This window comes from Stenotrophomonas sp. STEN009 (assembly GCF_056760395.1).
This window is the reverse complement of the sequence record NZ_JBRRES010000029.1, coordinates 38,288-61,106: the sequence shown is the minus strand read 5'-3', so window position 1 is coordinate 61,106 and position 22,819 is coordinate 38,288. Positions and strand designations below refer to the sequence as shown.

General features: G+C 65.9%; 16 protein-coding genes. 4 read left to right on the top strand and 12 right to left on the bottom strand.

All coding sequences use genetic code 11. The annotated features are described in order from the left end of the window. Positions 1-249 precede the first annotated feature (249 nt). Together ACVOMM_RS13965 and rpfF are read left to right on the top strand one after the other, a co-directional pair. Positions 250-1,926 (top strand): long-chain fatty acid--CoA ligase, encoded by a 1,677-nt coding sequence (locus tag ACVOMM_RS13965; protein ID WP_065175618.1) that lies wholly within the window; start codon positions 250-252, stop codon positions 1,924-1,926. A 205-nt stretch (positions 1,927-2,131) separates the two neighbouring features. Continuing rightward, positions 2,132-3,001: a diffusible signal factor synthase RpfF gene (gene rpfF, locus ACVOMM_RS13960; RefSeq protein WP_053520223.1), complete on the top strand. Its 870-nt coding sequence runs from the start codon at positions 2,132-2,134 to the stop codon at positions 2,999-3,001. A gap of 12 nt (positions 3,002-3,013) precedes the next feature. Here the strand turns inward: rpfF and ACVOMM_RS13955 are convergent, their stop codons facing one another. From ACVOMM_RS13955 to prfB, 7 genes are all read right to left on the bottom strand, one after another. Further along, a complete protein-coding gene (locus ACVOMM_RS13955) occupies positions 3,014-5,728 on the bottom strand; it encodes a response regulator (RefSeq protein WP_322522772.1) in 2,715 nt (904 codons plus the stop codon). Between the two features lies 1 nt (position 5,729). Then, entirely contained in the window at positions 5,730-6,869 is a 1,140-nt protein-coding gene (gene rpfG, locus ACVOMM_RS13950) for a cyclic di-GMP phosphodiesterase response regulator RpfG (RefSeq protein ID WP_053520222.1), read from the bottom strand. A 206-nt stretch (positions 6,870-7,075) separates the two neighbouring features. Next, on the bottom strand, positions 7,076-8,587 hold the full coding sequence (lysS, locus tag ACVOMM_RS13945; RefSeq protein WP_053520221.1) for a lysine--tRNA ligase: 1,512 nt from the start codon (positions 8,585-8,587) through the stop codon (positions 7,076-7,078). 169 nt (positions 8,588-8,756) lie between these two features. Beyond that, positions 8,757-10,397, bottom strand: a complete 1,641-nt coding sequence (locus ACVOMM_RS13940) for an acetolactate synthase large subunit (protein ID WP_481526385.1) — start codon at positions 10,395-10,397, stop codon at positions 8,757-8,759. 64 nt (positions 10,398-10,461) lie between these two features. Beyond that, on the bottom strand, positions 10,462-11,847 hold the full coding sequence (locus ACVOMM_RS13935) for an NAD-dependent succinate-semialdehyde dehydrogenase (RefSeq protein WP_346475222.1): 1,386 nt from the start codon (positions 11,845-11,847) through the stop codon (positions 10,462-10,464). Between the two features lie 492 nt (positions 11,848-12,339). Then, on the bottom strand, positions 12,340-13,122 hold the full coding sequence (locus ACVOMM_RS13930) for a helix-turn-helix transcriptional regulator (protein WP_481526384.1): 783 nt from the start codon (positions 13,120-13,122) through the stop codon (positions 12,340-12,342). A gap of 45 nt (positions 13,123-13,167) precedes the next feature. Further along, positions 13,168-14,293, bottom strand: a protein-coding gene (gene prfB, locus ACVOMM_RS13925; protein ID WP_111186457.1) for a peptide chain release factor 2 whose coding sequence is annotated in 2 segments (ribosomal slippage) — positions 13,168-14,217 and positions 14,219-14,293 — 1,125 coding nt in all. Because the reading frame shifts where the segments join, the coding sequence is not laid out codon by codon here. Positions 14,294-14,476: 183 nt separating this feature from the next. On the opposite strand from prfB, the gene ACVOMM_RS13920 reads away from it, so the two are divergent. Beyond that, positions 14,477-15,217 (top strand): M48 family metallopeptidase, encoded by a 741-nt coding sequence (locus ACVOMM_RS13920; RefSeq protein WP_053519322.1) that lies wholly within the window; start codon positions 14,477-14,479, stop codon positions 15,215-15,217. A gap of 38 nt (positions 15,218-15,255) precedes the next feature. Here the strand turns inward: ACVOMM_RS13920 and ACVOMM_RS13915 are convergent, their stop codons facing one another. After that, a complete protein-coding gene (locus ACVOMM_RS13915; RefSeq protein ID WP_065182669.1) occupies positions 15,256-16,116 on the bottom strand; it encodes a LytTR family DNA-binding domain-containing protein in 861 nt (286 codons plus the stop codon). Positions 16,117-16,291: 175 nt separating this feature from the next. Here ACVOMM_RS13915 and ACVOMM_RS13910 point away from each other — a divergent pair, with 175 nt between their 5' ends. Continuing rightward, positions 16,292-17,500: an acyltransferase family protein gene (locus ACVOMM_RS13910; RefSeq protein WP_065182670.1), complete on the top strand. Its 1,209-nt coding sequence runs from the start codon at positions 16,292-16,294 to the stop codon at positions 17,498-17,500. Between the two features lie 64 nt (positions 17,501-17,564). On the opposite strand, the gene ACVOMM_RS13905 is transcribed toward ACVOMM_RS13910, so the two are convergent. The 4 genes from ACVOMM_RS13905 to ACVOMM_RS13890 all read right to left on the bottom strand — a co-directional run bounded on the left by ACVOMM_RS13905 (position 17,565) and on the right by ACVOMM_RS13890 (position 22,819). Continuing rightward, entirely contained in the window at positions 17,565-20,471 is a 2,907-nt protein-coding gene (locus tag ACVOMM_RS13905) for a VIT domain-containing protein (protein ID WP_481526383.1), read from the bottom strand. A gap of 162 nt (positions 20,472-20,633) precedes the next feature. Next, a complete protein-coding gene (locus ACVOMM_RS13900) occupies positions 20,634-21,221 on the bottom strand; it encodes an SUKH-4 family immunity protein (protein WP_481526382.1) in 588 nt (195 codons plus the stop codon). Positions 21,222-21,398: 177 nt separating this feature from the next. Next, positions 21,399-22,265, bottom strand: coding sequence for a hypothetical protein (locus tag ACVOMM_RS13895; RefSeq protein ID WP_481526381.1), 867 nt, complete (start codon positions 22,263-22,265; stop codon positions 21,399-21,401). Between the two features lie 53 nt (positions 22,266-22,318). After that, on the bottom strand, positions 22,319-22,819 hold the full coding sequence (locus ACVOMM_RS13890; RefSeq protein ID WP_053519334.1) for an SMI1/KNR4 family protein: 501 nt from the start codon (positions 22,817-22,819) through the stop codon (positions 22,319-22,321).

The window sequence follows — 22,819 nt, the reverse complement described above, 5'->3', positions numbered from 1 at the left end:
CGCCCGTGGGGGGGGGGGGCGCGGGGGCGGGCCCCCCCCCCCCCCCCCCCCACCCCCCCCCCCGGGCGCCCCCGCCGGGGGGGGGGGGGGGGGGGGGGCCCCCCCGCCCGGCGGCATTTGACGCGATCGCACAGGCCGTCGCGCGATGCCCTCTTCGCGTTTCCCCTACGGCGGGGTATGCTGCAATGACCGGCCGCTGTCAGTACGCTCAGGGTCGGACCCAACAATCACGATTCCTGGAGGGGGAATATGAGTCTGGATCGTCCCTGGCTGCAGAGCTATCCGAAAGGCGTTCCCGCCGAGATCGACGTCAACGAATTCCATTCGGTAGCCTCCGTCTTCGACGCCTCCGTCGCCAAGTACCGCGACCGCCCCGCCTACTCCAGTTTCGGCAAGGTCCTCACCTATGGCGAGACCGATGCGCTGGTTGACCAGTTCGCGGCCTACCTGCTGGGTGAGCTCAAGCTCAAGAAGGGCGACCGCGTCGCCCTGATGATGCCCAACTGCCTGCAGTACCCGGTCGCCACCTTCGGCGTGCTGCGTGCGGGCCTGACCGTGGTCAACGTCAACCCGCTGTATACCGCACGCGAACTCAAGCACCAGCTGGTCGACGCCGGCGCCTCGGTGCTGGTGGTGGTCGACAACTTCGGCGACACCGTCCAGCAGGTCATCGCCGACACGCCGGTCAGGCAGGTGGTCACCACCGGCCTGGGCGATCTGCTCGGCGCGAAGGGCGCGATCGTCAACTTCGTGCTGAAGTACGTCAAGAAGATGGTGCCCAACTATCACGTGAAGGGCGCCATCCGCTTCAAGCAGGCACTCAAGCTCGGCAGCCGCCACACCCTGCCCGAGGTCGAGATCGACCACGACGACGTGGCGTTCCTGCAGTACACCGGCGGCACCACCGGCGTGGCCAAGGGCGCGATGCTGACCAACCGCAACCTGATCGCCAACATGCAGCAGGCCTCGGCATGGCTGTCGACCTCCGGCATCGAGCCGGGCAAGGAAGTGATCATCACCGCGCTGCCGCTGTACCACATCTTCGCGTTGACCGCGAACGGTCTGGTCTTCATGAAGTTCGGCGGCTGCAATCACCTGATCACCAATCCGCGCGACATGAAGGGCTTCGTCAAGGAGCTCAAGGGCACGCGCTTCACCGCCATCACCGGCGTCAACACGCTGTTCAACGGTCTGCTCAATACGCCCGGTTTCGATGAGATCGATTTCTCGTCGGTGAAGTTCACCCTGGGCGGCGGCATGGCGGTGCAGCGCGCTGTGGCCGAGCGCTGGAAGAAGGTTACCGGGGTGACGTTGGTCGAGGCCTACGGCCTGACCGAAACCTCGCCGGCCGCCTGCATCAACCCGCTTACCCTGCCGGAGTACAACGGCTCCATCGGCCTGCCGATCCCGTCCACCGATGCGTGCATCAAGGACGACAACGGCAACATCCTGCCGCTGGGTGAGGTGGGCGAGCTGTGCATCAAGGGCCCGCAGGTGATGAAGGGCTACTGGCAGCGCCCCGAAGAGACCGCCCAGGCAATCGACAGCGACGGCTGGCTGCATACCGGCGACATGGCGAAGATGGATGAACGGGGTTTCTTCTACATCGTCGACCGCAAGAAGGACATGATCCTGGTGTCCGGCTTCAATGTGTATCCGAACGAGGTCGAAGACGTCATCGCGATGATGCCCGGCGTGCTGGAAGTGGCCGCGGTCGGCGTGCCGGACGAGAAGTCCGGCGAAGTGGTCAAGGTGGTGATCGTGAAGAAGGATCCGAACCTGACCGCCGAAATGGTCAAGGAGCATGCCCGGGCAAATCTGACCGGTTACAAGCACCCGCGCATCGTGGAGTTCCGCAAGGAACTGCCGAAGACCAATGTCGGCAAGATCCTCCGTCGCGAGCTGCGCGATACGCCCGCGCAGTAAGGGTTTCCACGGTTCGACGCAGATCAGGGCCCCGCCGGCGACGGGGGGGCCCTTTTCGTTGGCGGCCAGCGCGGGCGGCGGCCGCTTGCAGGCGGTTCACGAGCGGTGCATAGAATCACTCGCCACCGCACGTTCCGCCCACTCCCTCACATTCCATCTCTCCGTCCGCTCTGCGGTTGGCCGGACGGTCACTCGGAGAACACCCATGTCTGCAGTACGCCCCATCATCACCCGTCCGTCGCAGCACCCGACCCTGCGCATCACCGAGGAAACCGAACGGGATGTCTACTGGATCCACATGCATGCCAACCTGGTCAACCAGCCGGGCCGCCCGTGCTTTGCCTCACGCCTGGTAGACGACATCGTCGACTATCAGCGTGAACTGGGAGACCGTCTCAGTGCCGCCCACGTTCTCTCGCCTCACGTGGTCCTGGCCTCCGATAGTGACGTATTCAACCTGGGCGGCGACCTGGAACTGTTCTGCCGGCTGATCCGCGAGGGCGACCGTGCCCGCCTGCTCGACTATGCGCAGCGCTGCGTGCGCGGCGTGCATGCGTTCCACGCCGGGCTGGGCGCACGCGCCCACAGCATCGCGCTGGTCCAGGGCAATGCACTGGGCGGCGGCTTCGAGGCCGCGCTTAGCTGCCATACCATCGTCGCCGAAGAAGGCGTGCTGATGGGACTGCCGGAGGTGCTGTTCGACCTGTTCCCGGGCATGGGCGCCTACTCCTTCCTGTGCCAGCGGGTCAGCCCGCGGCTGGCCGAGAAGATCATGCTGGAGGGCAACCTCTTCACCGCCCGGCAGTTGAAGGACATGGGCCTGGTGGATGTCGTCGTGCCGGTGGGCGAAGGCGTTGCGGCGGTCGAACAGGTGATCCGGGACAGCCGGCGCATTCCGCACGCCTGGGCGGCGATGCGCGAAGTGAACGAGATCGCCACCATGGTGCCGCTGCACGAAATGATGCGCATCACCGAGATCTGGGTCGACACCGCCATGCAGCTGGGCGAGAAGTCGCTGCGGACCATGGACCGGCTGGTCCGCGCCCAGGCCCGCCGCAATGGCGAGGCGGGCTGACAGACCTCGCGGTCAGGAGGGCGTGCGTTCCCCGTCGTCGCGTTGCTGGATGCCTGCGACGCGGGACGCCAGCGCTTTCCTGCCGATGCGCAGTGCACCTGCCAGGCTGGACAGGCGCATTGTCCACTCGGCCTTCAATTGCCAGTCGGCCATGCGCATCATCTCGCCACTGGCGGCAGCAACCTGGACCAGGCCCAGGTTGCTCGCCACGCCACGCAGGGCGTGGGCGTGTTCGCGGAAGTCCTCCCAGTCCAGCCGCTCGCCACAGGCCTGCATCTGCGCCATGCTCGCGTCCACATCGACCAGGCACTGGTCGATGAACTTGCGTTCGAAGCCATCGCCCATGCCCAGTGACGCCAGCTCGTCCAGCACGGCGGTGTCGAGTACGCCGTCACCGACCTCCATGGCCGGTACCGACTGGATGCCCGGCTCGGTACGCGTGTTGGCGGCCACATCGGCCAACACCTCCAGCAGACGCGTCGCGACGACCGGCTTGGCCAGGAATGCACGTGCACCTGCCTGCTCACAGCGCAGGATGGATTCCGGGGTGACATCGGCGCTGAGCACCATCACCGGCACATACGGCAGGCCACTGGCCTGCATCACCCGCAGCTGCTTGAGCAGGTCCAGGCCGCTCATGCCGGGCATGTGCAGATCAACGATGGCTGCGTCGTAATTGGCCTGCTCGAGAGCGTCGAGCACCTCGACCCCACCATTGACGCATGTGACCTTGTGGCCGGCCTTCTCGAGCAACCGCTGCAGCACCATGCGGTTGGCGGCATGGTCATCGGCAACCAGCACCCGCAGGCTGCGTACACGGGCCCGATGGCGCAGGAATGGATTGGAGAACGCAATGACGTTTCCGCCCTCCGGCAGCTCGCCCTGCACGTCCGGCGTCGGCGCCACGTCCAGCGCGATTTCCACCCAGAACACGCTGCCGCGCGGCGTGTTCGGCAGGTAACCGACCTGCCCGCCCATCGATTCGACCAGCCCCTTGGCGATCGCCGTACCCAGTCCGGTGCCTTCATGGCGGCGGGCCAGGCCGACGTCGGCCTGCTCGAAGGCGTTGAACAGGCGGCTGCGCAGGGCCACGGGTACGCCGATGCCGCTGTCGAGGATCTCGAAACGCAGCCGGGCACGCTCGCTGCCACGCTCGTCATGGCTGCTGACACGCAGATGGACGAAGCCACTGTCGGTGAACTTCACCGCGTTGCCCATCAGATTCAGCAGAATCTGCTGCAGATGGCCGGCGTCGCCGAACAACCGTGGCGGAACGTTGTCGTCCACGTCGACGCGATACTCCAATGACTTGGAACGCGTCTGCGGGGTGAGGATCAGGTTGATCGCCTGCAGCACGTCGGCCAGCGCGAACTCATGCCATTCCACCCGGACCTTGCCGGCCTCGATCGCCGAGATGTCCAGCACCTCCTCCACCAGCGCCAGCAGGCTGCGGGTGGACGCCTGGATGGTGCTGAGGCACTCGCGCTGCTCCTCATCCAGCCGCGTGGTGGCCAGCACTTCGGTCATGCCGGCCAGGCCGTTGAGCGGCGTACGGAATTCGTGGCTCATGTTCGCCAGGAAACGGCTCTTGGCTTCGTTGGCCTGGCGCGCTTCGGCCACCGCACGGGTCAAGGCATGCAGCAGCGAATCGAAGTACAGCGGAATCGCGCCCAGGCCCAGAAGCAGGCCCCAGCCGAGGTAGTCGTGGCTGCGCCAGTAGGGCGACAGCATCACGGTACACAGGAAAGCCAGGCACCCCATTGCGGTTGCCACCCGCAGGTAGGTGCTGCCGTAGCGCATGCCGTTGCCGATCGTGACCCACAGCATCACCGCGTACAGCGGAGCTGCCGGCTCACCCTGGATGGTCATGATCCAGGCCATGCAGGTGTAGTCGGTCAGCATGCCGATCACGCGGCGGACGTGTGACACCCCGGGATCGACCAGGATCGCCACCAGCAGGCCCGCCGAGATGGCCAGCTCGAAGGCGAGGATCAGCCACGTCGTGGTCAGCGTCTCGCCACCCGCGCTCAGGTAGCGCCAGCCGAGATAGCTGATGAACAGCGCGGTGATCACGATGCGGATCAGGTTCTGCGCGTGCTCGCTGTCCTCGCGTCCGGACAGCCGTTGCTTCACCCGGGCCAGCAGCGACCGGGCCGGGGAGGATTCAACGGCAGGAGTGTCCATGGGGGGATGTCGCATCCGTCGTCGCAACAGGGAGGAGCAGCACAGCGGAACCGCCACCAGGCCCAGCCACAGGGGCACGGCCAGGCTGGGGTTGTCACGCCAATACGGTGTCAACAACACGGTGGTACCGAAGCTGACCAGGGCCATGGCGATCGCCACGCCCAGATAGCGGTTGCCGAAGCGCAGGCCATTGCCCACCGTGACCCACATCACCACCGCATAGACCCAGGCCAGAGGCTCGCCCATCTGCACCATGCCGACCGTCATCAACCCATAGTCGGCGACCATGCCGACCACCCTGCGCGCATCGGAGCGCCCCGGCTTCCACAGCAACCAGGCGAACAGCAGCAGGGATATCGACAGCCCGGTCAGCACGGTCACGAGCACGCCCTGGTACTGCTCCAGGCGATGCATCCGGGCCCCGGACAGCAGTACGTAAACCAGGATCAGCGAGATCAGCGCGATCCGCACTATCACCTGCCCGTGCTCGGAGTCGGGCCGCTGCGACAGCCGGCGCTTCAGCCGTGCGAACAGGTCCTGCATCTCATCCACCCGGTCGCGTGGAGGCCGTCGAGTGCTGCGCGCAGATGTCCAGCAGTTGCTGGCGGCCCCGCAGCAGCGCATCCACGCAGCGGGGGTCGAACAGGCGGCCACGCTGGGCATACAGATAGGCCAGCGTTGCTTCCATCGTCCAGGCTTCCTTGTATGGACGCGGGGAAATCAGGGCGTCGAAGACATCGGCGACGGCAACGATGCGCGCTTCCAGTGGAATCGCTTCGCCTACCAGTCCATCGGGGTAACCACTGCCGTCGTAGCGTTCATGGTGGCGCAGCGCGATCAGCGCACCGACCTGGATGAAGCGGTTCTGGCTGCCGCTGAGCAGTTCATGGCCGATGCGCGGGTGACGGCGCATGATCGCCAGCTCCTCTTCATTGAGCTTGCCCTGCTTGAGCAGCACCGCATCCGGTATGGCGATCTTGCCCATGTCGTGCAGGGGCGCCGCCATCTCGATCAGCCGCACCTCGTCTTCCGGCAGGCCCAGCTGCTCGGCGATAAGCCCGGCGACGCGGGCCATCCGCTCCAGGTAGGCACTGGTGCCGGCGTCACGAAACTCGATCGCACGAGCCAATCGCGACAAGGTCTCGCGCTCCCGCTCCTCGACCTCGTGCATGCTGGCGAGCAGGCGCTGTTCCAGTGACAGCGCGCGCTGTTTCACGTTCTCGGTCTGCTGGCGCAGCTGCAGCAGGTTGTAGCAGCGCGCCCGCAGTTCGCGCGGGCGGATCGGCTTGACCAGGAAGTCGATCACGCCTGCCTCCAGCGCGGCCTGCCGGATCGGCTCGTCGCCCACCACGGTGATCAGGATCACCGGGATGTCGCGATGCTTGGGCAGGCGCCGGAAGCGGCGGGCGAATTCCAGCCCATCCATTTCCGGCATGCGGTAGTCGAGCAGCAGCAGGTCGACCGGATGCGATTCGCACCAGGCCAGCGCGGTCAGGGGATCGCCGAAGTCATGCACGCTCAGTTCCGGCGCGATGTCCTCGATGACGTGCCGCAGCATCGTCCGCGCGGAGGTCTGGTCATCGACGATGACGATGTTCAACGTGTACTCCGCCTGGTTTCTCGACCACGCTTGGTCATCAGCAGGCGTGGAAACGCTGCCGCTGCGCACGCTGGCACCCTGCATCGGACTGACTCCCGTGTCATGCGTCCCGGTTCATGATCGTGGTCACATTGTGAAGCGGGCTCTCCACATTGCGCTCTTCCCCGTCACCGATCAAGCCATAGCCGGCGTCAAGGCAGTGCAATTACGATACGCCGAGTGCCAGAGACGTCAATTGCGCCGTCCCGTTTCGGGACGGCGCGCACAAACGGGAGTCACAAAACCCCGGCTCAGTGCTCCGGACGCATGTACGGGAACAGCAGCACGTCGCGGATGGAGCTGCTGCCGGTCAGCAGCATCACCAGGCGGTCGACGCCGATGCCGAGGCCGCCGGTCGGCGCCATGCCGTACTCCAGCGCGCGGATGTAGTCGGCGTCGTAGTGCATGGCCTCGTCATCGCCCCCCTCCTTGGCGGCCACCTGGGCCTGGAAGCGCTGGGCCTGATCCTCCGGATCGTTCAGCTCGGAGAAGCCGTTGGCCAGCTCCTTGCCGTTCACGAACAGCTCGAAGCGATCGGTGTAGCCGGGGTCGTTGTCGTTGGCACGCGCCAGCGGCGAGACCTCCACCGGATGATCGGTGATGAAGGTGGGCTGGATCAGGGTGTGCTCGACGGTGGCTTCGAAGATCTCCAGCAGCAGCTTGCCCCAGCCGTAGGACGGCTTGACCTTGATCTTCAGGCGCTCGCAGTGCCGCAGCAGCGCTTCGCGGTCGGTGCAGTCGGCAGCGGAGATCTCCGGATTGTGGTGCCGCACGGCCTCGTCCATCCGCCAGCGGCGGAACGCCGGGCCGAGATCGATCTTCGCGCCGTCCCACTCCACCTCGGTAGTGCCGTTCACCGTCCTGGCCACGTCCCGGATCACGCCTTCGGTCAGGTCCATGATCTCGTTGTACGTGGCGTAGGCCTCGTACAGCTCCATCATGGTGAACTCCGGGTTGTGCCGGGTGCTGACGCCTTCATTGCGGAAATTGCGGTTGATCTCGTACACCCGCTCCAGGCCACCGACGGTCAGGCGCTTCAGGTACAGCTCCGGCGCCACGCGCAGGTACAGGTCCAGGTCCAGCGCGTTGTGATGGGTGGTGAACGGCTTGGCCGCCGCACCGCCGGGGATGTAATGCATCATCGGCGTCTCGACTTCGAGGAAGTCGCGGTTGTCCAGCCACGCGCGCATGGCACGGATGATCTTCGAGCGCTTGATGAACACCGCGCGCGACTCCGGGGTCACGATCAGATCGACGTAACGCTGGCGGTAGCGCTGCTCGACGTCGGCCAGGCCATGCCACTTGTCCGGAAGCGGACGCAGCGACTTGGTCAGCAGTCGGATCGTTGCGGCCTTGACCGACAGTTCGCCGGTACGGGTACGGGTCAGGCCGCCCTCGACGGCGATGATGTCACCCACGTCCCAGCCCTTGAAGGCAGCGTAGTCATCGCCCAGGGCCGCGCCCTGCAGGAACAGCTGGATGCGGCCGGACTCGTCCTGGATCTGAGCGAAGCTGGCCTTGCCCATGATGCGCTTGGCCATCAGGCGTCCGGCCATGCGCACCTGGCGGCCATTGGCTTCCAGGGCCTCGGCGGTCCAGGTTTCGGCGTCGCTGTACTCGTCCTGCAGCTGGCCGGCGAAGTCCTCGCGACGGAAGTCGTTCGGGTACGCGATCCCCTGCCCGCGCAGCGCTTTGAGTTTCTCGCGGCGCTCGGCGATCAACTTGTTTTCGTCGACGGAAGGGGTTTCGGTAGCTTCGCTCATGGATCTGCGGGAATCGTGTAGTTGGGGGAGTCTTGCGCCCGGCACGGCCGGCTGCACAGCATAGCAAAACCACCCTGCCCCGGCCCTGGCCGGCGCCCACGGCCCGGTAGCGCCGGGCCATGCCCGGCGGTCAGTCGGCAGGAATCCCCGGGCGTGGCCCGGCGCTACCTCAGGCATTCCCGGGGAACGCCTGCCGCAATTCATCCACCAGCACCCGCTCGTTCTCCGAATAGTCGATCGGCACCGACACCAGGTGCACCCCGCCTTCGTTGAACGCCGCCTCCAGCGTGGGGATGAACTGCTCGATGGCCGTCACTTCGTGGCCCTTGCAACCATAGGCCTCGGCGTACCTGACGAAGTCAGGATTGCCGAAGGTCATCCCATAGTCGGTGAAGCCATCCACCGCCTGCTTCCAGCGGATCATGCCGTAGGCACCATCGTTGAGGATCAGCACCACCAGGTTCAGCCCCAGCCGCCGCGCGGTTTCCAGCTCCTGGCTGTTCATCATGAAGCCGCCGTCGCCACACACCGCCAGCACCCGGCGCTGCGGGTACAGGATCGAGGCGATGATCGCCGAAGGCAGGCCCGCACCCATCGTGGCAAGCGCATTGTCCAGAAGCAGCGTATTGGCTACCTGGGTGCGGTAATTGCGCGCGAACCATATCTTGTACATGCCATTGTCCAGCGCCACGATGCCGTCGGGCGGCATCACCCGGCGCACGTCGTGGACCAGCCGCTGCGGGGTGAACCGGGCCTCTTCGGCACGGTCGGCGAGATGGTCGAGGATGGTGGCCCGCAGCGGCAGCAGCGCATCGGCATGGGCCACCTGGCCTTCGATGCGGTCGGCCAGCTGGGTCAGCGAACGGCCGATATCGCCGATCACCTCCACCTGCGGGAAGTAGACCTGCTCGACCGCCGCCTGCGAATAGCCGATGTGGATGACGGTCGGTCCGCCGGGCCGCATCACGAAAGGCGGCTTCTCGGTCACTTCATGGCCGATGGTGACGATCACGTCGGCCTGGTCGATGGCCATGTGCACATAGTCGCGTTCGGTCAGCGCGGCGGTCCCCATGTACAGGCCTGATCCGCCCGCCACCGCACCCTTGCCCATCTGCGTGGTGAAGAAGGGAATGCCGGCACGCAGTACGAAGGCTGACAGCGCGTCGCTGGACTGCGGCCGTGACGCCGCGGAGGCGATCATCAGCAGCGGACGCTTGGCATTGCGGATGATCTGCGCGGCGCGATCGAGCGCCTCGGGACTGGCGATCGGTCGATCCACCGCATGCGTCGGGATCAATGCCACATCCTCGACTTCAGTGGCCGCGATGTCCTCCGGCAGTTCCAGCAGAACCGGGCCCGGACGTTCTTCCTGCGCGACACGGAATGCCTCGCGGACGATGGTCGGGATGGTACGCGCCGATACGATCTGCCGCGCCTGCTTGGTCAGCGGCTTCATCGTGCTGACGATGTCGACGATCTGGAAGCGCGCCTGCTTGCTGGCGACGATGCCCTTCTGCCCGGTGATCATGATCACCGGCCATGCGCCCAGCAGCGCGTAGGCCGCACCGGTGGTGAAGTTGAGGGCACCCGGGCCGAGCGTGGCCAGGCACACGCCCGGCTTGCCGGTCAGGCGTCCGTAGGTGGCCGCCATGAACACCGCCGCCTGCTCATGGCGGGTGATGACCAGCTCGATGCTGGAATGGCGCAGCGACTCGACGACATCGAGGTTCTCTTCGCCGGGAATACCGAAAATACGTTCGACGCCCTCGTTCTCGAGCGCCGCGACAAGCAGATCTGAACCCTTGGACATGGGAATGCCGTCCCTCTTCACTGGACTGGTGGTGGATCGTTACAGGAAGGATGCAAGCCGTGCGTCAACGACGGTCGAACCACACGGTCTGCGCGTTCACGAACTCGCGGATGCCGAAATGCGACAGCTCGCGGCCGAAGCCACTCTTCTTCACGCCACCGATCGGCACGCGCGGGTCGGACGCGGAGAAGCCGTTGACGAACACGCCCCCGGTCTGCAGCCTGCGTGCCAACCGCATCGCGCGCTCGCGATCGCCGCTCCACAGGTTGCCGCTGAGGCCGAATTCGCTCTGGTTGGCCAGCTCCACCGCATGATCGGCATCGCGTGCGCGGCTGATCGAAGCCACCGGGCCGAAGGTCTCGGTATCGAACGCCTGCATGCCCGGCTCGACACCGGCCAACACCGTGGGGGCATAGAAGCTGCCCGGACGATCCAGCTGATGACCGCCGACCAGCAGCTGCGCACCGGCCTCTACCGATGCACGCACCTGCGCATCGAGCTGCTCGAGCAGGTCCTGCCGGGCCATGGGACCGATGCGGTTGCCGGGTTCACGGCCATCACCGACGGTCAGCGCCTGCACCTTCGCGCAGAACTGCGCCACGAAACGGTCGTACACGCCGTCCTCGACGATGATGCGCTTGCCGGCGATGCAGACCTGTCCGGTGTTCTGGAAGCGCGAGGCGAGTGCCGCATCCACCGCCGCGTCGAGGTCGGCATCGTCCAGCACGATGAAGGGGTCCGAGCCCCCCAGTTCCAGCACGACCTTCTTCAATGCCTGCCCGGCCTGCGCGGCAATGCTGCGGCCTGCGCCGACGCTGCCGGTCAGGGTGACGGCTGCGATGCGGTCATCGGCGATGGCACGGCTGGTGCCCTCACGGCTGATGTTGGCGGCGATGAAGGTGCCATCCGGCAGGCCCGCGTCGCGCCAGGCGGCGTCGAGCAGATGGGCGGTACCGACGATGTTCTCGGCCGGCTTGAGCAGGAAACCATTGCCTCCCATCAGGATCGGCACCGCTGCGCGCATCACCTGCCAGTACGGGAAATTCCACGGCATGATGCCCAGCACCACGCCCAGTGGCAGGTAGGACACGTAGGCCTTGTCATCGGGAACCAGCGTCGGCTCGTCGCGCAGGTACTGTGCGCCGTTATCCGCATACCACTCGCAGAGCACCGCGCACTTCTCGATTTCGGCCAACGATTCGGCATGGACCTTGCCCATCTCGGCGGTGGCCAGCGCCGCAAGCGATTCGCGGTCGCGGCGCAGGACTGCGGCCATCGCACGCAGGACATCGGCGCGCTGCTCCAGCGACTGCGCACTCCACGCGGCAAAGCCGGCCTGGCCTCGATCGAGGATCACCTCCAGCTCCGCGTCGGTAACAAAGGGATGGCGGGCGATTTCCTGGCCGGTGGCCGGATCGAGGGAAATCGCAATGGCGGGGGCAGCGGACATGCAGGGCTCCTGTTGTCTCGGCAACGGGCCGATTGCCCGTCTCCTGTCAGGAATGTGGACCCGAAGCTGCCGCGCAACAAGGCGTCTGCTTATCCTGTGCCCTGCCCTTACCTGCCTGAATGGGGTTGTCGGGGGGGGGGGGCGCCGCCCCCCCCCACCCCCCCCCCCCCCCCCCCCCCCCCCCCCCCCCCCCCCGCCTTCGACAGTTTCCCGCGATCTGTCGGAACGGATCTGGCTCCAAATGAATTTCGATATCTGACAGATGTGTCGACCAAGGTCGACACCCACCCACAGCCGCGGGAAATTGTCAGAGGCGGGGCGGCGTCGGAGTGCGGGGTGTCAGCCGCATGGATGCGGCTGCCAAGCCCCCATGGACGGGTTCACGGCGTCCCCGCACTTCGACGCCGCCCCGCCATCCCACGGAATGCACGCCGTTGCCGTTGCCGTGGCTTGAAGCCTCTGCGGGTGCAGGGCGCAGCCCTGCCGACCCACCTACTTTCGCGGCAGGTAGGTGACCAACGACAGGTCGTGCCGGCTCTCCGGCACCAGCGCCACGTACTGCAGGTCCAGTAACCCGCGCGTGGGGTGGTTCAGCTTCTTCGCCCCCTCGTCGAAGCGGCGCACATCATGCTCCGGCCACCACTGCCGGAACGTATCGCTGTGGGCAGCGATGTCCTCGGCCAGCGTCAGGAAAGGCGCCTTGTCCTGCGCCTGCGCCATCGCCGCGCGGAAGCCGGCCAGCAGGCCCCGGGCCATCTCCTCCCAGTTGAGGATCAACGTGCGATAAGGCGGATACAGGAACATCAGCCGCAGCGTGTTGCGCTCATGCGGCGCCAGCTGGCTGTAGTCGACGAACAGTTCGGCAATGGCCGGATTCCAGGCCAGGATGTCGAAACGGGTGTTGCGTACGTAGGCCGGGATCGGCTGCATCGCGTCCACCAGCTGGCGCAGGCCATCAGTCACGCTTTCATCTGGCGATTCCAGCGGAACGCCATAGCCGGACAGCGCGAACGCATATGCGCGCTCGTCATCGCTCATCCGCAACACCCGGGCCAGGCGCTCGAGCACTTCCGGCGACGCACGCACTTCACGTCCCTGCTCGATCCAGGTGTACCAGCTGACACTGACCCCCACCGCCAGCGCCACTTCCTCGCGCTTCAGGCCGGGGGTACGCCTGCGCCCGGCCGGCAGGCCCAGCGTGGCCGGGTCGACACGGGCGCGGCAGGCCTTGAGGAAACCGCCGAGCTCCCTGCGTTCACTCTCGCTGCGCATCATCGCCCTCCGTTGCGGAAGGCGATGATATCGGCGCAGGCGTGCGCATCAGGCATCGACGCGCTTGGACCCCACCGCCAGGCCGGCCTTCAGGCTGGCCTCGACGAACTCATCGAGGTCACCATCGAGCACCTTCTGCGTATCGGAACGCTCGATGCCCGTGCGCAGGTCCTTGATGCGGCTCTGATCAAGCACGTAATTGCGGATCTGGCTGCCCCAGCCGATGTCGGACTTGGTCGCTTCCACGGCATCCTTCTCCGCGTTGCGCTTCTGGATCTCGAGCTCGTAGAGCTTTGCGGCCAGCATCTTCATCGCGTTGTCGCGGTTCTGGTGCTGGCTGCGGCCGGTCTGGCACGCCACCACGATGTTGGTCGGAATGTGGGTGATACGCACCGCCGACTCGGTCTTGTTGACGTGCTGACCACCGGCGCCGGACGAACGGTAGACGTCGGTGCGCAGATCGGCCGGGTTGATGGTGATGTCGATGTTGTCGTCGATCTCCGGCGAAACGAACACCGAGGTGAAGCTGGTGTGGCGACGGTTGTCCGAGTCGAACGGCGACTTGCGCACCAGGCGGTGCACGCCGGTCTCGGTCTTCAGCCAGCCATAGGCATAGTCACCTTCCACGCGCAGGGTGGCCGACTTGATGCCCGCCACATCACCGCCGGAAACTTCCATCAGCTCGGTCTTCCAGCCACGCGATTCGCACCAGCGCAGGTACATGCGCAGCAGGATCTCGGCCCAGTCCTGGGCTTCGGTACCACCGGCACCGGCCTGGATGTCGACGAACGCAGCGGCATTGTCCATCTCGCCGGAGAACATGCGCTGGAACTCCAGCTTCTCGACGTGCGACTGGTGCTTGTCCAGATCGGCAACCACGGCCAGCGCGGTGTCCTCGTCCTGCTCGGACTCGGCCAGCTCCAGCAGCTCGGTCGCATCCTTCAGGCCATCGAGCACCGAGGCGATGCCGCCCACGGTCTTTTCCAGGCTGGATCGCTCGCGCCCCAGGTTCTGGGCGTACTCGGCGTTGTTCCAGACGTCGGGGTTTTCAAGCTCCCGCGTTACTTCTTCAAGACGCTCTTTCTTGGCGTCGTAGTCAAAGATACCCCCGAAGCGACAGCACGCGATCGGTCAGATCGGTGATGCGCTGGCGGACAGGATTCAGTTCGATCATGTCGGCGGTCGTGCGTTCAAAAAATGACTGCCAATGATAACGCAGGCGCCCGGCAGGCGGCGAGGCACCCCCAGCGGCCCGGCCGGCGGCTGGACACGGGCCGGGCTGAAGCCGGTAGACTTCCCGGCCGCCGCGGCAACAGGGGGACGCGCGGCCCATCCCAATCCAAGGAGCACCATTTCAATGAAGATCATGCGTTCCACCCTGTGCCTGGCCGCCTGCCTGCTGGCCGCCAATGCCTCGGCCATCGACCTGAAGGGCCTGACCAGCACCGGCCTGAAGGCCGGCAAGGCGCTGACCCTGTCCGACGCAGAGGTCTCGGCGGCCGCCGACCAGGCCTGCGCCTACATGGACAAGGAGAACCAGCTGGCACCCGCCAACGATCCCTATGCCCAGCGCCTGGCCAAGATCACCCAGGGGCTCGCCAACGAGGACGGCCTGAATCTGAACTTCAAGGTCTACCGGACCGCCGATGTCAACGCCTGGGCGATGGCCAACGGCTGCGTCCGCGTCTACACCGGCCTGATGGACATGGCCAGTGATGACGAGGTGCGTGGCGTGATCGGCCACGAAATCGGCCACGTGAAGCTGGGCCACAGCAAGACCAAGATGCGCACCGCACTGCTCGCATCGGCCGGCCGCGAAGGCCTGGCAGCGTCGGGCAACGGTAACCTGACCCAGCTCAGCCAGGGCCAGCTCGGCGACCTGGCCGAGGGGTTCGTCAACGCCCAGTTCTCGCAGAAGGAAGAGAGCGCGGCGGACGAGTACGGCTACCAGTTCATGAAGCGCCACAACTATGATCCGGCAGCCCTGGCCAGCATGTTCCGCAAGCTGTCCAGCGAAGGCGGCCTGATGTCGTCGCACCCCGGCTCGGAAGCCCGCGCCGCGCGCATCGACGCGATGATCAAGAAGGACAGGAAGTAAGCACGAAGGGGGCGGGCGCTCCGCAGGTCCGCCCGCCCCTATCCTCCCGCCAGCGCCTGCCGCAGCAGCGGCAGCTGGCGCCTGCTGCAGGGAATCTTGGCCCCATCGGCCATGTGCAGCAGGGCCTCGCCGCCATCCAACGGCTCGATGGAGCGCAGCTGGCCGCGGTTGATCAGCCAGCTGCGATGCGGCCGCAGGAACACCAGCGGATCCAGCCGCAGCTCCAGCACCGCCATGGTGATCCGCAGCGGATAGTCATGGCCGCGGACCCTCAGATTCACGTAGTTGCCAGCGGCCTGGGCGTACTCGACGTCCTCGGTGGCGACCAGGAATTCCTTGCCCAGCTTGCGCACCAGGAAGTGCTGCGGGCGCTCGACCGGCTCGACCGGAGGACCGACATCCGGCGCGGCCAGCAGGGATGCCTCACCCTGGCGGCGGCGGCCGAACCAGCCGGCAAGGTGCTCCAGCGCCACGAACAACGCGAACGTGCGGACATCCTTCAGGTACTCGTAGGCAAAGCGCTGCAACCAGCCGTCATCGTCCTGGTAGTGATGGCCCAGTGCGGCGTACGCGAGGTGGCGGATCACCATCATCCCCACCACGTGCAGCAGCGACCACCCCACGCTGGCCAGCAGGTACAGCGGCAGCAGGCGCCTCCAGGTGTCGGCATGCAACGGCCAGCGCTGGCACCCCCACCACAGCAGCGGCAGGGTCAGCAGCACCGCTCCGGCGCTGCTGAACTCCCAGACCAGGGGCTCCCACAGGGCCAGGGCGGTGCCGTGGCGCCCGGAATCCATCACTTCCACCAGCGCGTTCGTCACTGCGGTCGCCGACAGGATCGCGGCCCACACCAGCAGACGACTTGACGTTCGCCAGCGCGGCAGTCTGCCCTGAGCCATTGCTGCATCCATCTCGTCGCGGTCCCTCAGCGTGCATCAAGGGAGCGAGCGTAGCCTCCCCGTTGATCCCGGCACGCCCGCCATTGGTCACTACCGCGGCACCGGTGGCCCCCTGCCGCTTACGCCGCCACCTTTGCGGACGCAGTCTGGCGTCACCTTCCTGCCGGTTGCGGCCATGACCCGACGCCATGACATCGACACGCTCCGCGTGCTCGCCTTCGCCCTGCTCATCCTTTACCACGCGGCCATGGCCTATGTGGATGGCTGGGGCTTCCATCTCAAGAGCGCCTACACCGCCGAGTGGCTGCAGTGGCCGATGATCGCTCTGAACCGCTGGCGCATGCCACTGCTGTTCGTGATCTCGGGTATCGCTCTGGGCCTCTCGCTGCCGCGGCACGGGCGGCACCGGTTCGCACTGAAACGCAGCGGACGCCTGCTGCTGCCGCTGTTGTTCGGCATCGTCGCTGTCGTCTCGCTGCAGGCTTACTGCGAAGCGGTGGACAAGGGCGATGTGACGCCAGGACTCGGCGCCTTCCTGTGGCGTTACTGGCAGTTCCGGCCGTGGCCGGGCGCGCATTTCGACGGCGCAGCCTACGGGTTCACCTGGAATCACCTGTGGTATCTGGCGTACCTGGTGCCCTACACCCTGCTGGCCATCGCGCTGGCCGGTCCGATGCAGGCCCTGTGGGCGCGGCTGCCGTCATGGCGGCCCGATGACCGCCTGATCGCGATCATCGGCCTGGTGCTGCCGGTGCTCTGGCTGGCCTGGGCCCTGCTGGTGGTGATGCCTGCGTGGCCGCCCACCCATGCGCTGCTGAACGACCTCTACGTGCATGCCGAATCCCTGCCCCTGTTCCTGGCCGGTTTCTGGGCCGCACGCTGGCAACGCGGCTGGGACCTGCTCGTGCGCGGCCGGCGCCTGACGTTGGCGCTGGCCGTGATCGGGCTGCTGGTCGAACTCGGCATCCGCGCCCTGGGCCGGATGCCGGACCTTGGCCAGCTCGATCCATGGGTGCTGTCGCTGCCATGGGCGCAGACCGAGCGCGTCGGCCGGGCCCTGTACACCTGGTGCGCACTGCTGGCGATGTTCGGCTGGGCCCGCGTGCTGGTCGACCGGCCGTGGCGTGGCCTCGACTACTGCCGAGAGGCGGTCTTCAGCTGGTACATCCTGCACCAGACCGTGCTGATCGTCCTGCTCTACTGGCTGCGGCCCCTTCAGCTCGGCCCCTGGCTGGAACCGGCTCTGCTGGTTGCCGGCACCGTCGCCGGCTGCCTGCTGATCCACGAGCTGCTGATCCGTCGTGTCCGCTGGCTGCGTCCCCTGTTCGGCCTGCGCGTCCATCCGCCATCGCCTTCGGTGGCAGGCGCAGCGACGGCACCGTGACACCATCGCGTGGAGCCGGGTCATGCCCGGCTCCGACTCAAGCCTGCCCGAACTGAGCTCGGCGCTATCTGACCTCGAACTCGCCCACCAGCACTGTTTCGGCACGATCCTTCAACCGCATCGTCACCCTCTGGTCCTTCTGCTTCGGCGTGCCCCAATGGGTGGTCAGGCGCAGCATCAGGGTCGTGGCACCGGTCACCAGCTGCTGGCGACTGCCGAAATAATTGGCCTCCACCTTGTACCTGCCCGGCTTGGCATCACGCAGTGAGAACTGCTCGGGTCCATAGCCTCCGGTGAAGTCCTGTGACATCTGTCCTCCCTGGTAGGTCAGACGATTGCCGTAGTACGCGCGCTCGCCGTTCGGGTCGGTCACCCACAGGTCCATGTCGCTGTTGTCCGCATCCCACGACAGCACTACCCGCAGGTCCAGCGGCATCGGCTGCAGCAGGCGCGGGTCGATGGCCGAGGTATCAAGCCCTGGCGTGCTGCGTGCAACCAGTTGGGTCAGCTCGTCCAGCGCGATCAGTGCAATGCCGTTGAACCGGCTGTCCCAGGGCCGCGTCACCACCTGGTACAGCGGCGCCAGCGCCTGCTGTGGCCGGCCCGCCGCCGCCAGGGCCAGGCCGAGATCACGGAAGCTCTGCGGCTCCTCCTCGCCCATCGCCAACACCTGCTCGAACACCGGCACCGCCAGCATCGGTTCGTCGGCCTGCATCAGGCGGTAGCCGAGCACGCGCAGCAGATGGCGGTTGTCCAGGTCCATCTCGGCCAGGTTGGACAGCACGCGCAGGGCCAGGTCCCGCTGCCCCTGCTCCAGCAACAGATCGGCCACGTCGAGAAAGAACGCACTGCTGTCGGCATGCGCGGCGCGCTCGGCCAGGTAGCGGTCGTACAGCTGCGAGGACGGCCCCTGGCGCAGGCGCCGGGCAATGGCCGAATCTGGCTGCCATGCGGCCAGTTGGATGCCGAGCGCACCGCTGTTCGCTGCCGCCTCTGGCGCTGCGGCAGCGCCGCTCCCTGTGCTCGCATCGCGTGCGGCTTCCTGTGCAGGTGCCGAGCGACGGGCGCGTGCACGCGACACCTGGACGTCGCGTTCCGCGGCCGCAAGCATCGGTGCGGGCGCGGGAGGTGCGGCCGCCAGCATCGCTACCGGCGCGGCGGCCGAAGCAGAGACGGCAACCCTGTCCAACGCCTTTCCCTGCAACTGCGGCGGCGTGTCTTTCGGCCAGCTGCGGCGCCACCACTCCCGGCGCTCCTGCCACTGTGCGGCGATGTCGTCCAGGCGACGGCGCTCGGCGGCGCTGCGGTCAGCGACCACGCGTGCAAAGCGGGCATCGTACCCGGCCCGCAGCGCGCCGGCAGGCCGGATCGCGTAGCGCAGGTAATCGTCCAGCGTCTCCAGCACGATCAACGAGGTATCCGGACCGACCAGGCCGAACTGCTGCGACAGGCGCTGCATCGCCTCACGGTTGCCGCGACGGTCGGCGGCCAGCTGCTGCAGCCGCACCTGCGCCCACAGGCCGGCCAGCAGTTCTCCATTGCCGCTCGTCTGTGTCGCGGGCAGCGCCAGCCATTGGCCGCCGACGCGGACCCGCATCGGCACGCCGTCCGCCGCCAGCCGCGAGTGCAGCCACAGCCAGCCCTGCGCTTCACTGCGACGATCGATCACCACGTCCTGTACACCGCGGCCCGCATCGACCTGCACGTCCAGCGGCGAAGACAGCAGTTCGCGTGCAGCGGCATCGACATCCGTTCCCAGGGCGACGAAGCGACCGCCATGTGATTCGCTCCAACCGCGCAGCCGAACGACATCGGTATGTGCGCCCGCACTGCTGACCGCGAACAGGCGCTGGTCGGCGGCGAGCGTCGGCAACACCTGCGGGCCGTAGGTCAACAGACCGTCGCTGACCAGCAGGTACTCCTTCACGGCTGCCTGCGGCTGCCACTGCGCCAGCGCGCTGGCGCCATCCGGGCGGACGGCCTGCAACGCCTGCCGCAATGCCGACCAGTCACCGCCGCGGATACGGAAGCGACGCACCGGCTCGGCCCGGTCACGCAGAACTGTCAGCGCGACCGTGCCGTTTCCCAACGCAGCAAAGTAACGGTCCAGCAGTGCAAACTCCCGCGAACGGTCACGCCGGTCTGATGAGCCGGAGCCATCCCACAGCAGGCCGATATCGGTCGGCAGCGTACGCGGCGCGTTATCGACCGGCACCGTCAGCTGTGCCAGCAGATAGTGACCGTCCTGCCACGGTGCGACCTGTACCCGTGCATGACGTGATGCCGGGAGCGTCCACTGCAGCTGCGCCGGCAACAGGGCGCCTCGGCCCTGCCAATGCAGTTGCCCCTCAGTGAAGCGGAACGGCCCTGCGCCCGTGGTCGCCGCCTCCGGCGCCTGCAGCGTCAGCTCGACCGAAGCCGCGCCGGCGGCGAACTGTAACGGCAAGGTCCATTGCCAGCCGTCGGCGGCAAACGCCAGCGGTTCGCGCAGCACCAGCTGCACACGGCGGCTGCCGCCGGCGGGCAACGGGTAGACACGCAGGCGGAACTGATTGCCGGCGGTCTGCTCCAGCAGGCCCGGATCGACGCCGCGACGCGCGATGTCCTCGAACACCTGACGCCCCCGGTCCTTCGGCACGGGCACCGCCTCGCGCAACTGGCCATCGATATCCAGGGCGAAGCCGGTGATCTGCTGGCCATCAGCCAGCGGGAACTGCAGCTCGCCCTCCATGACCCGGCGGTTGGGGTTATGGAACTCCAACGTGACGCGGGTCTGGGCGATACCCGCCTGGACCTCCCCTTCGATGGAGGCCCGACGCAGCACGATGGGCTGCTCGGCGCCCGCGACCTGCAGCAACGGGACCGCACGAACCGGGCGGACGGACGGACGGCCGTGGGTCTGGGCGGCCGTGGTGAAGGCACAGAGCAGCAGCGCCAGCAGGCACAGCACACGACGAAGGACGGGCGACATGGTACGTCTCCAGAGCGAGGACGAACTGTTCAACGCATGGCAGGCCGGATCGGGGTTGATCGGGTGATCGTCCGCGATGGCTCTGGAAGATATTGCTGCCGGACGCCACCCAGTGGTCGTCCGGATTCTGCTGCCCGAATGTCGCCTTACAGGACCGACATCTCAAACAAGGCCATCCTGGATCTGTTCCAGAACAATTGACCACCGTGACCCTTCCGTCAGTGCAGCGGCATCAAGCCTCCTCCACTCCGACACCAGCGTCCTGATCGCCCTACTGCGATCGAATCGCGGCTTTGCAGAGCGCTTGGGAATCTCACCCCGCTCGAATGCCTCCAGCCGGGCCTGCATCTCCGCCTGGGAGTAGACCATCGGACCGGAATCATCCGCCTTTGCCTGGGCCTGGAATGCCTCATACGCTTCGAGAAACCCAAGGAAGCTCGACAGGCGTCCATTCACGATCTGACGTCCGCCATCGCCCACGGCAAGTACCTCGCCACTCGCCGACAGGCACAGCAGCAGATCCTCGCCCCATGGCTCTCGCGCGATAGCCAGAAGTCCGGTGCCATCGATCTCGACCACGTGGGGCACTTCGAACTGAACAAGAGGTACATCGCCCGGCAGCCGTGAAGGAAGCCCCAGCCGAAGCATCAGCTCACTCGTCGACGGTTCCAGTCCGAAATCCCGAAGGACCTGGGCACTCACCTCCAACGAACCCGAGGCATAAACGCGGGAGAATGCAGTTTCAGTCACGCATGAACCTCATGCAGTTTCAGCGGGCACGGATCGACGCCGCGACGAGCGATTTCCCCGAACACCTGGCTTCCGCGGTCCCCGGGGCACCGGTACCGCCTCGCACAACCCGCCGGATGGTGCGCAGCGGCACCGATCCACCTGGCTCAGCAGACCGGCACCGCACATGCAATGTGGCTAGGTCGTCGCCCCGATGGTGCGCTTCTGAAGCGATTCGATCTTTGCCTGTATTTTCTTCAGACCCACCTTTCCGCAACCCACGAGCGTCAACTCACGAAGCGCGGAAAGATCATTGATGACCTCGATGTTGGCAATCTTTTTGCAGTACTGGATATCCAGTTTCCTGAGCTGCTCGAGCCCCACCAGTGCACGGATGTCTGTCAGCGAACTCAGATTCTTCAGCCATACCGACGTCAACGCGGCAAGTGTCTCGATGCCATCGAGGCTTTTCAGCTTCGTGCCACCCAACAGTCCCAGGCGTTCGAGGCCACCAGCCGATGCAGACAGGATGTTGAAGATCTCACCATCCACGGGGACATTCAGAATGTTCAGTTCTTCCAGAGGCAGGGCCAGGGCCTGCCTGAGATTCTTCAATGCCCTGTCTGGATAGAGCGAAAGTACTTTCAACGCGGGGAAGCTTGATGTGTCGAAGCGCACCGGCACGTCGACATACAGCGTCCTCAGATTGGGTAGCACAACGCCCGGCCAGGCCAACGTCCCCGTGCCAAGATGGATGCTCAATGCCTCGATGCTCTCAGGCAGAAGTCCTTCCTCGAGTCCATCCATGATCGACGGTGCGATTGATCCCGGCCCGATGCTGAGCGTCTTGAGACCCTGCATTTCCTTGAGGATCTCCGGAAGCGCTTCGAGCTTGTCGCCGGGAGGTGACCAGAGGTGAACCTGCTCGATCCGGGCGAGCCTCTCAGTGTTGAAAGGGGCGTTGAAGAACACCAGCTCAGCACCCGGAGTCGGGAATGCTGCTTCGTGTCTGCCATGCATCAGAAAAACTTTCTGCACGCGCTTTCCGATCTGGCCGATGCCCACGTGCTGCAGCCGCGTCTGCGCGCCAGCGGATGCTGCCGGTGCGCACCCGGCAACTAGCGCCCAAAGAATAGTTCGTCGTACTGGCCATTCATCGCCGCAGTGAGAAATTCGTCGAATGTCTCGGCAAGCCTAGTAACACTTTCAAACTCGGGCTCAACGCCGTGCACAACCGCCCCAGAGCTCCGGCCCAGCCCAACGAATTGATAGTCTCCGTCGACCGCCATAAAAATCGGCAAATACTCTGCCCAGAACTTTCGAACATCCTCGCCATCAGCATCCGTCATTGCAGCGTCAATGCTCATCTTCTCAAACTCATCCCAGGAGAACGCGCCATCCGAGACACCCGCAAACTCCTCGATTGAGACGAACCACCGTGACTCATCCTTGTTCGAGAGCGATGTGAAATTCGAAAGAAACTCCAAGTAAAAGGCCGGAACATCTGCATTTATCGAATCATCGATAACAGGTGGCGATCCATCACCACCATCCCTACCAACCAAAATCCAGCCCTTTCCCACAAGAAAATCCAGGAAATTCGAATACAGAATATTCAT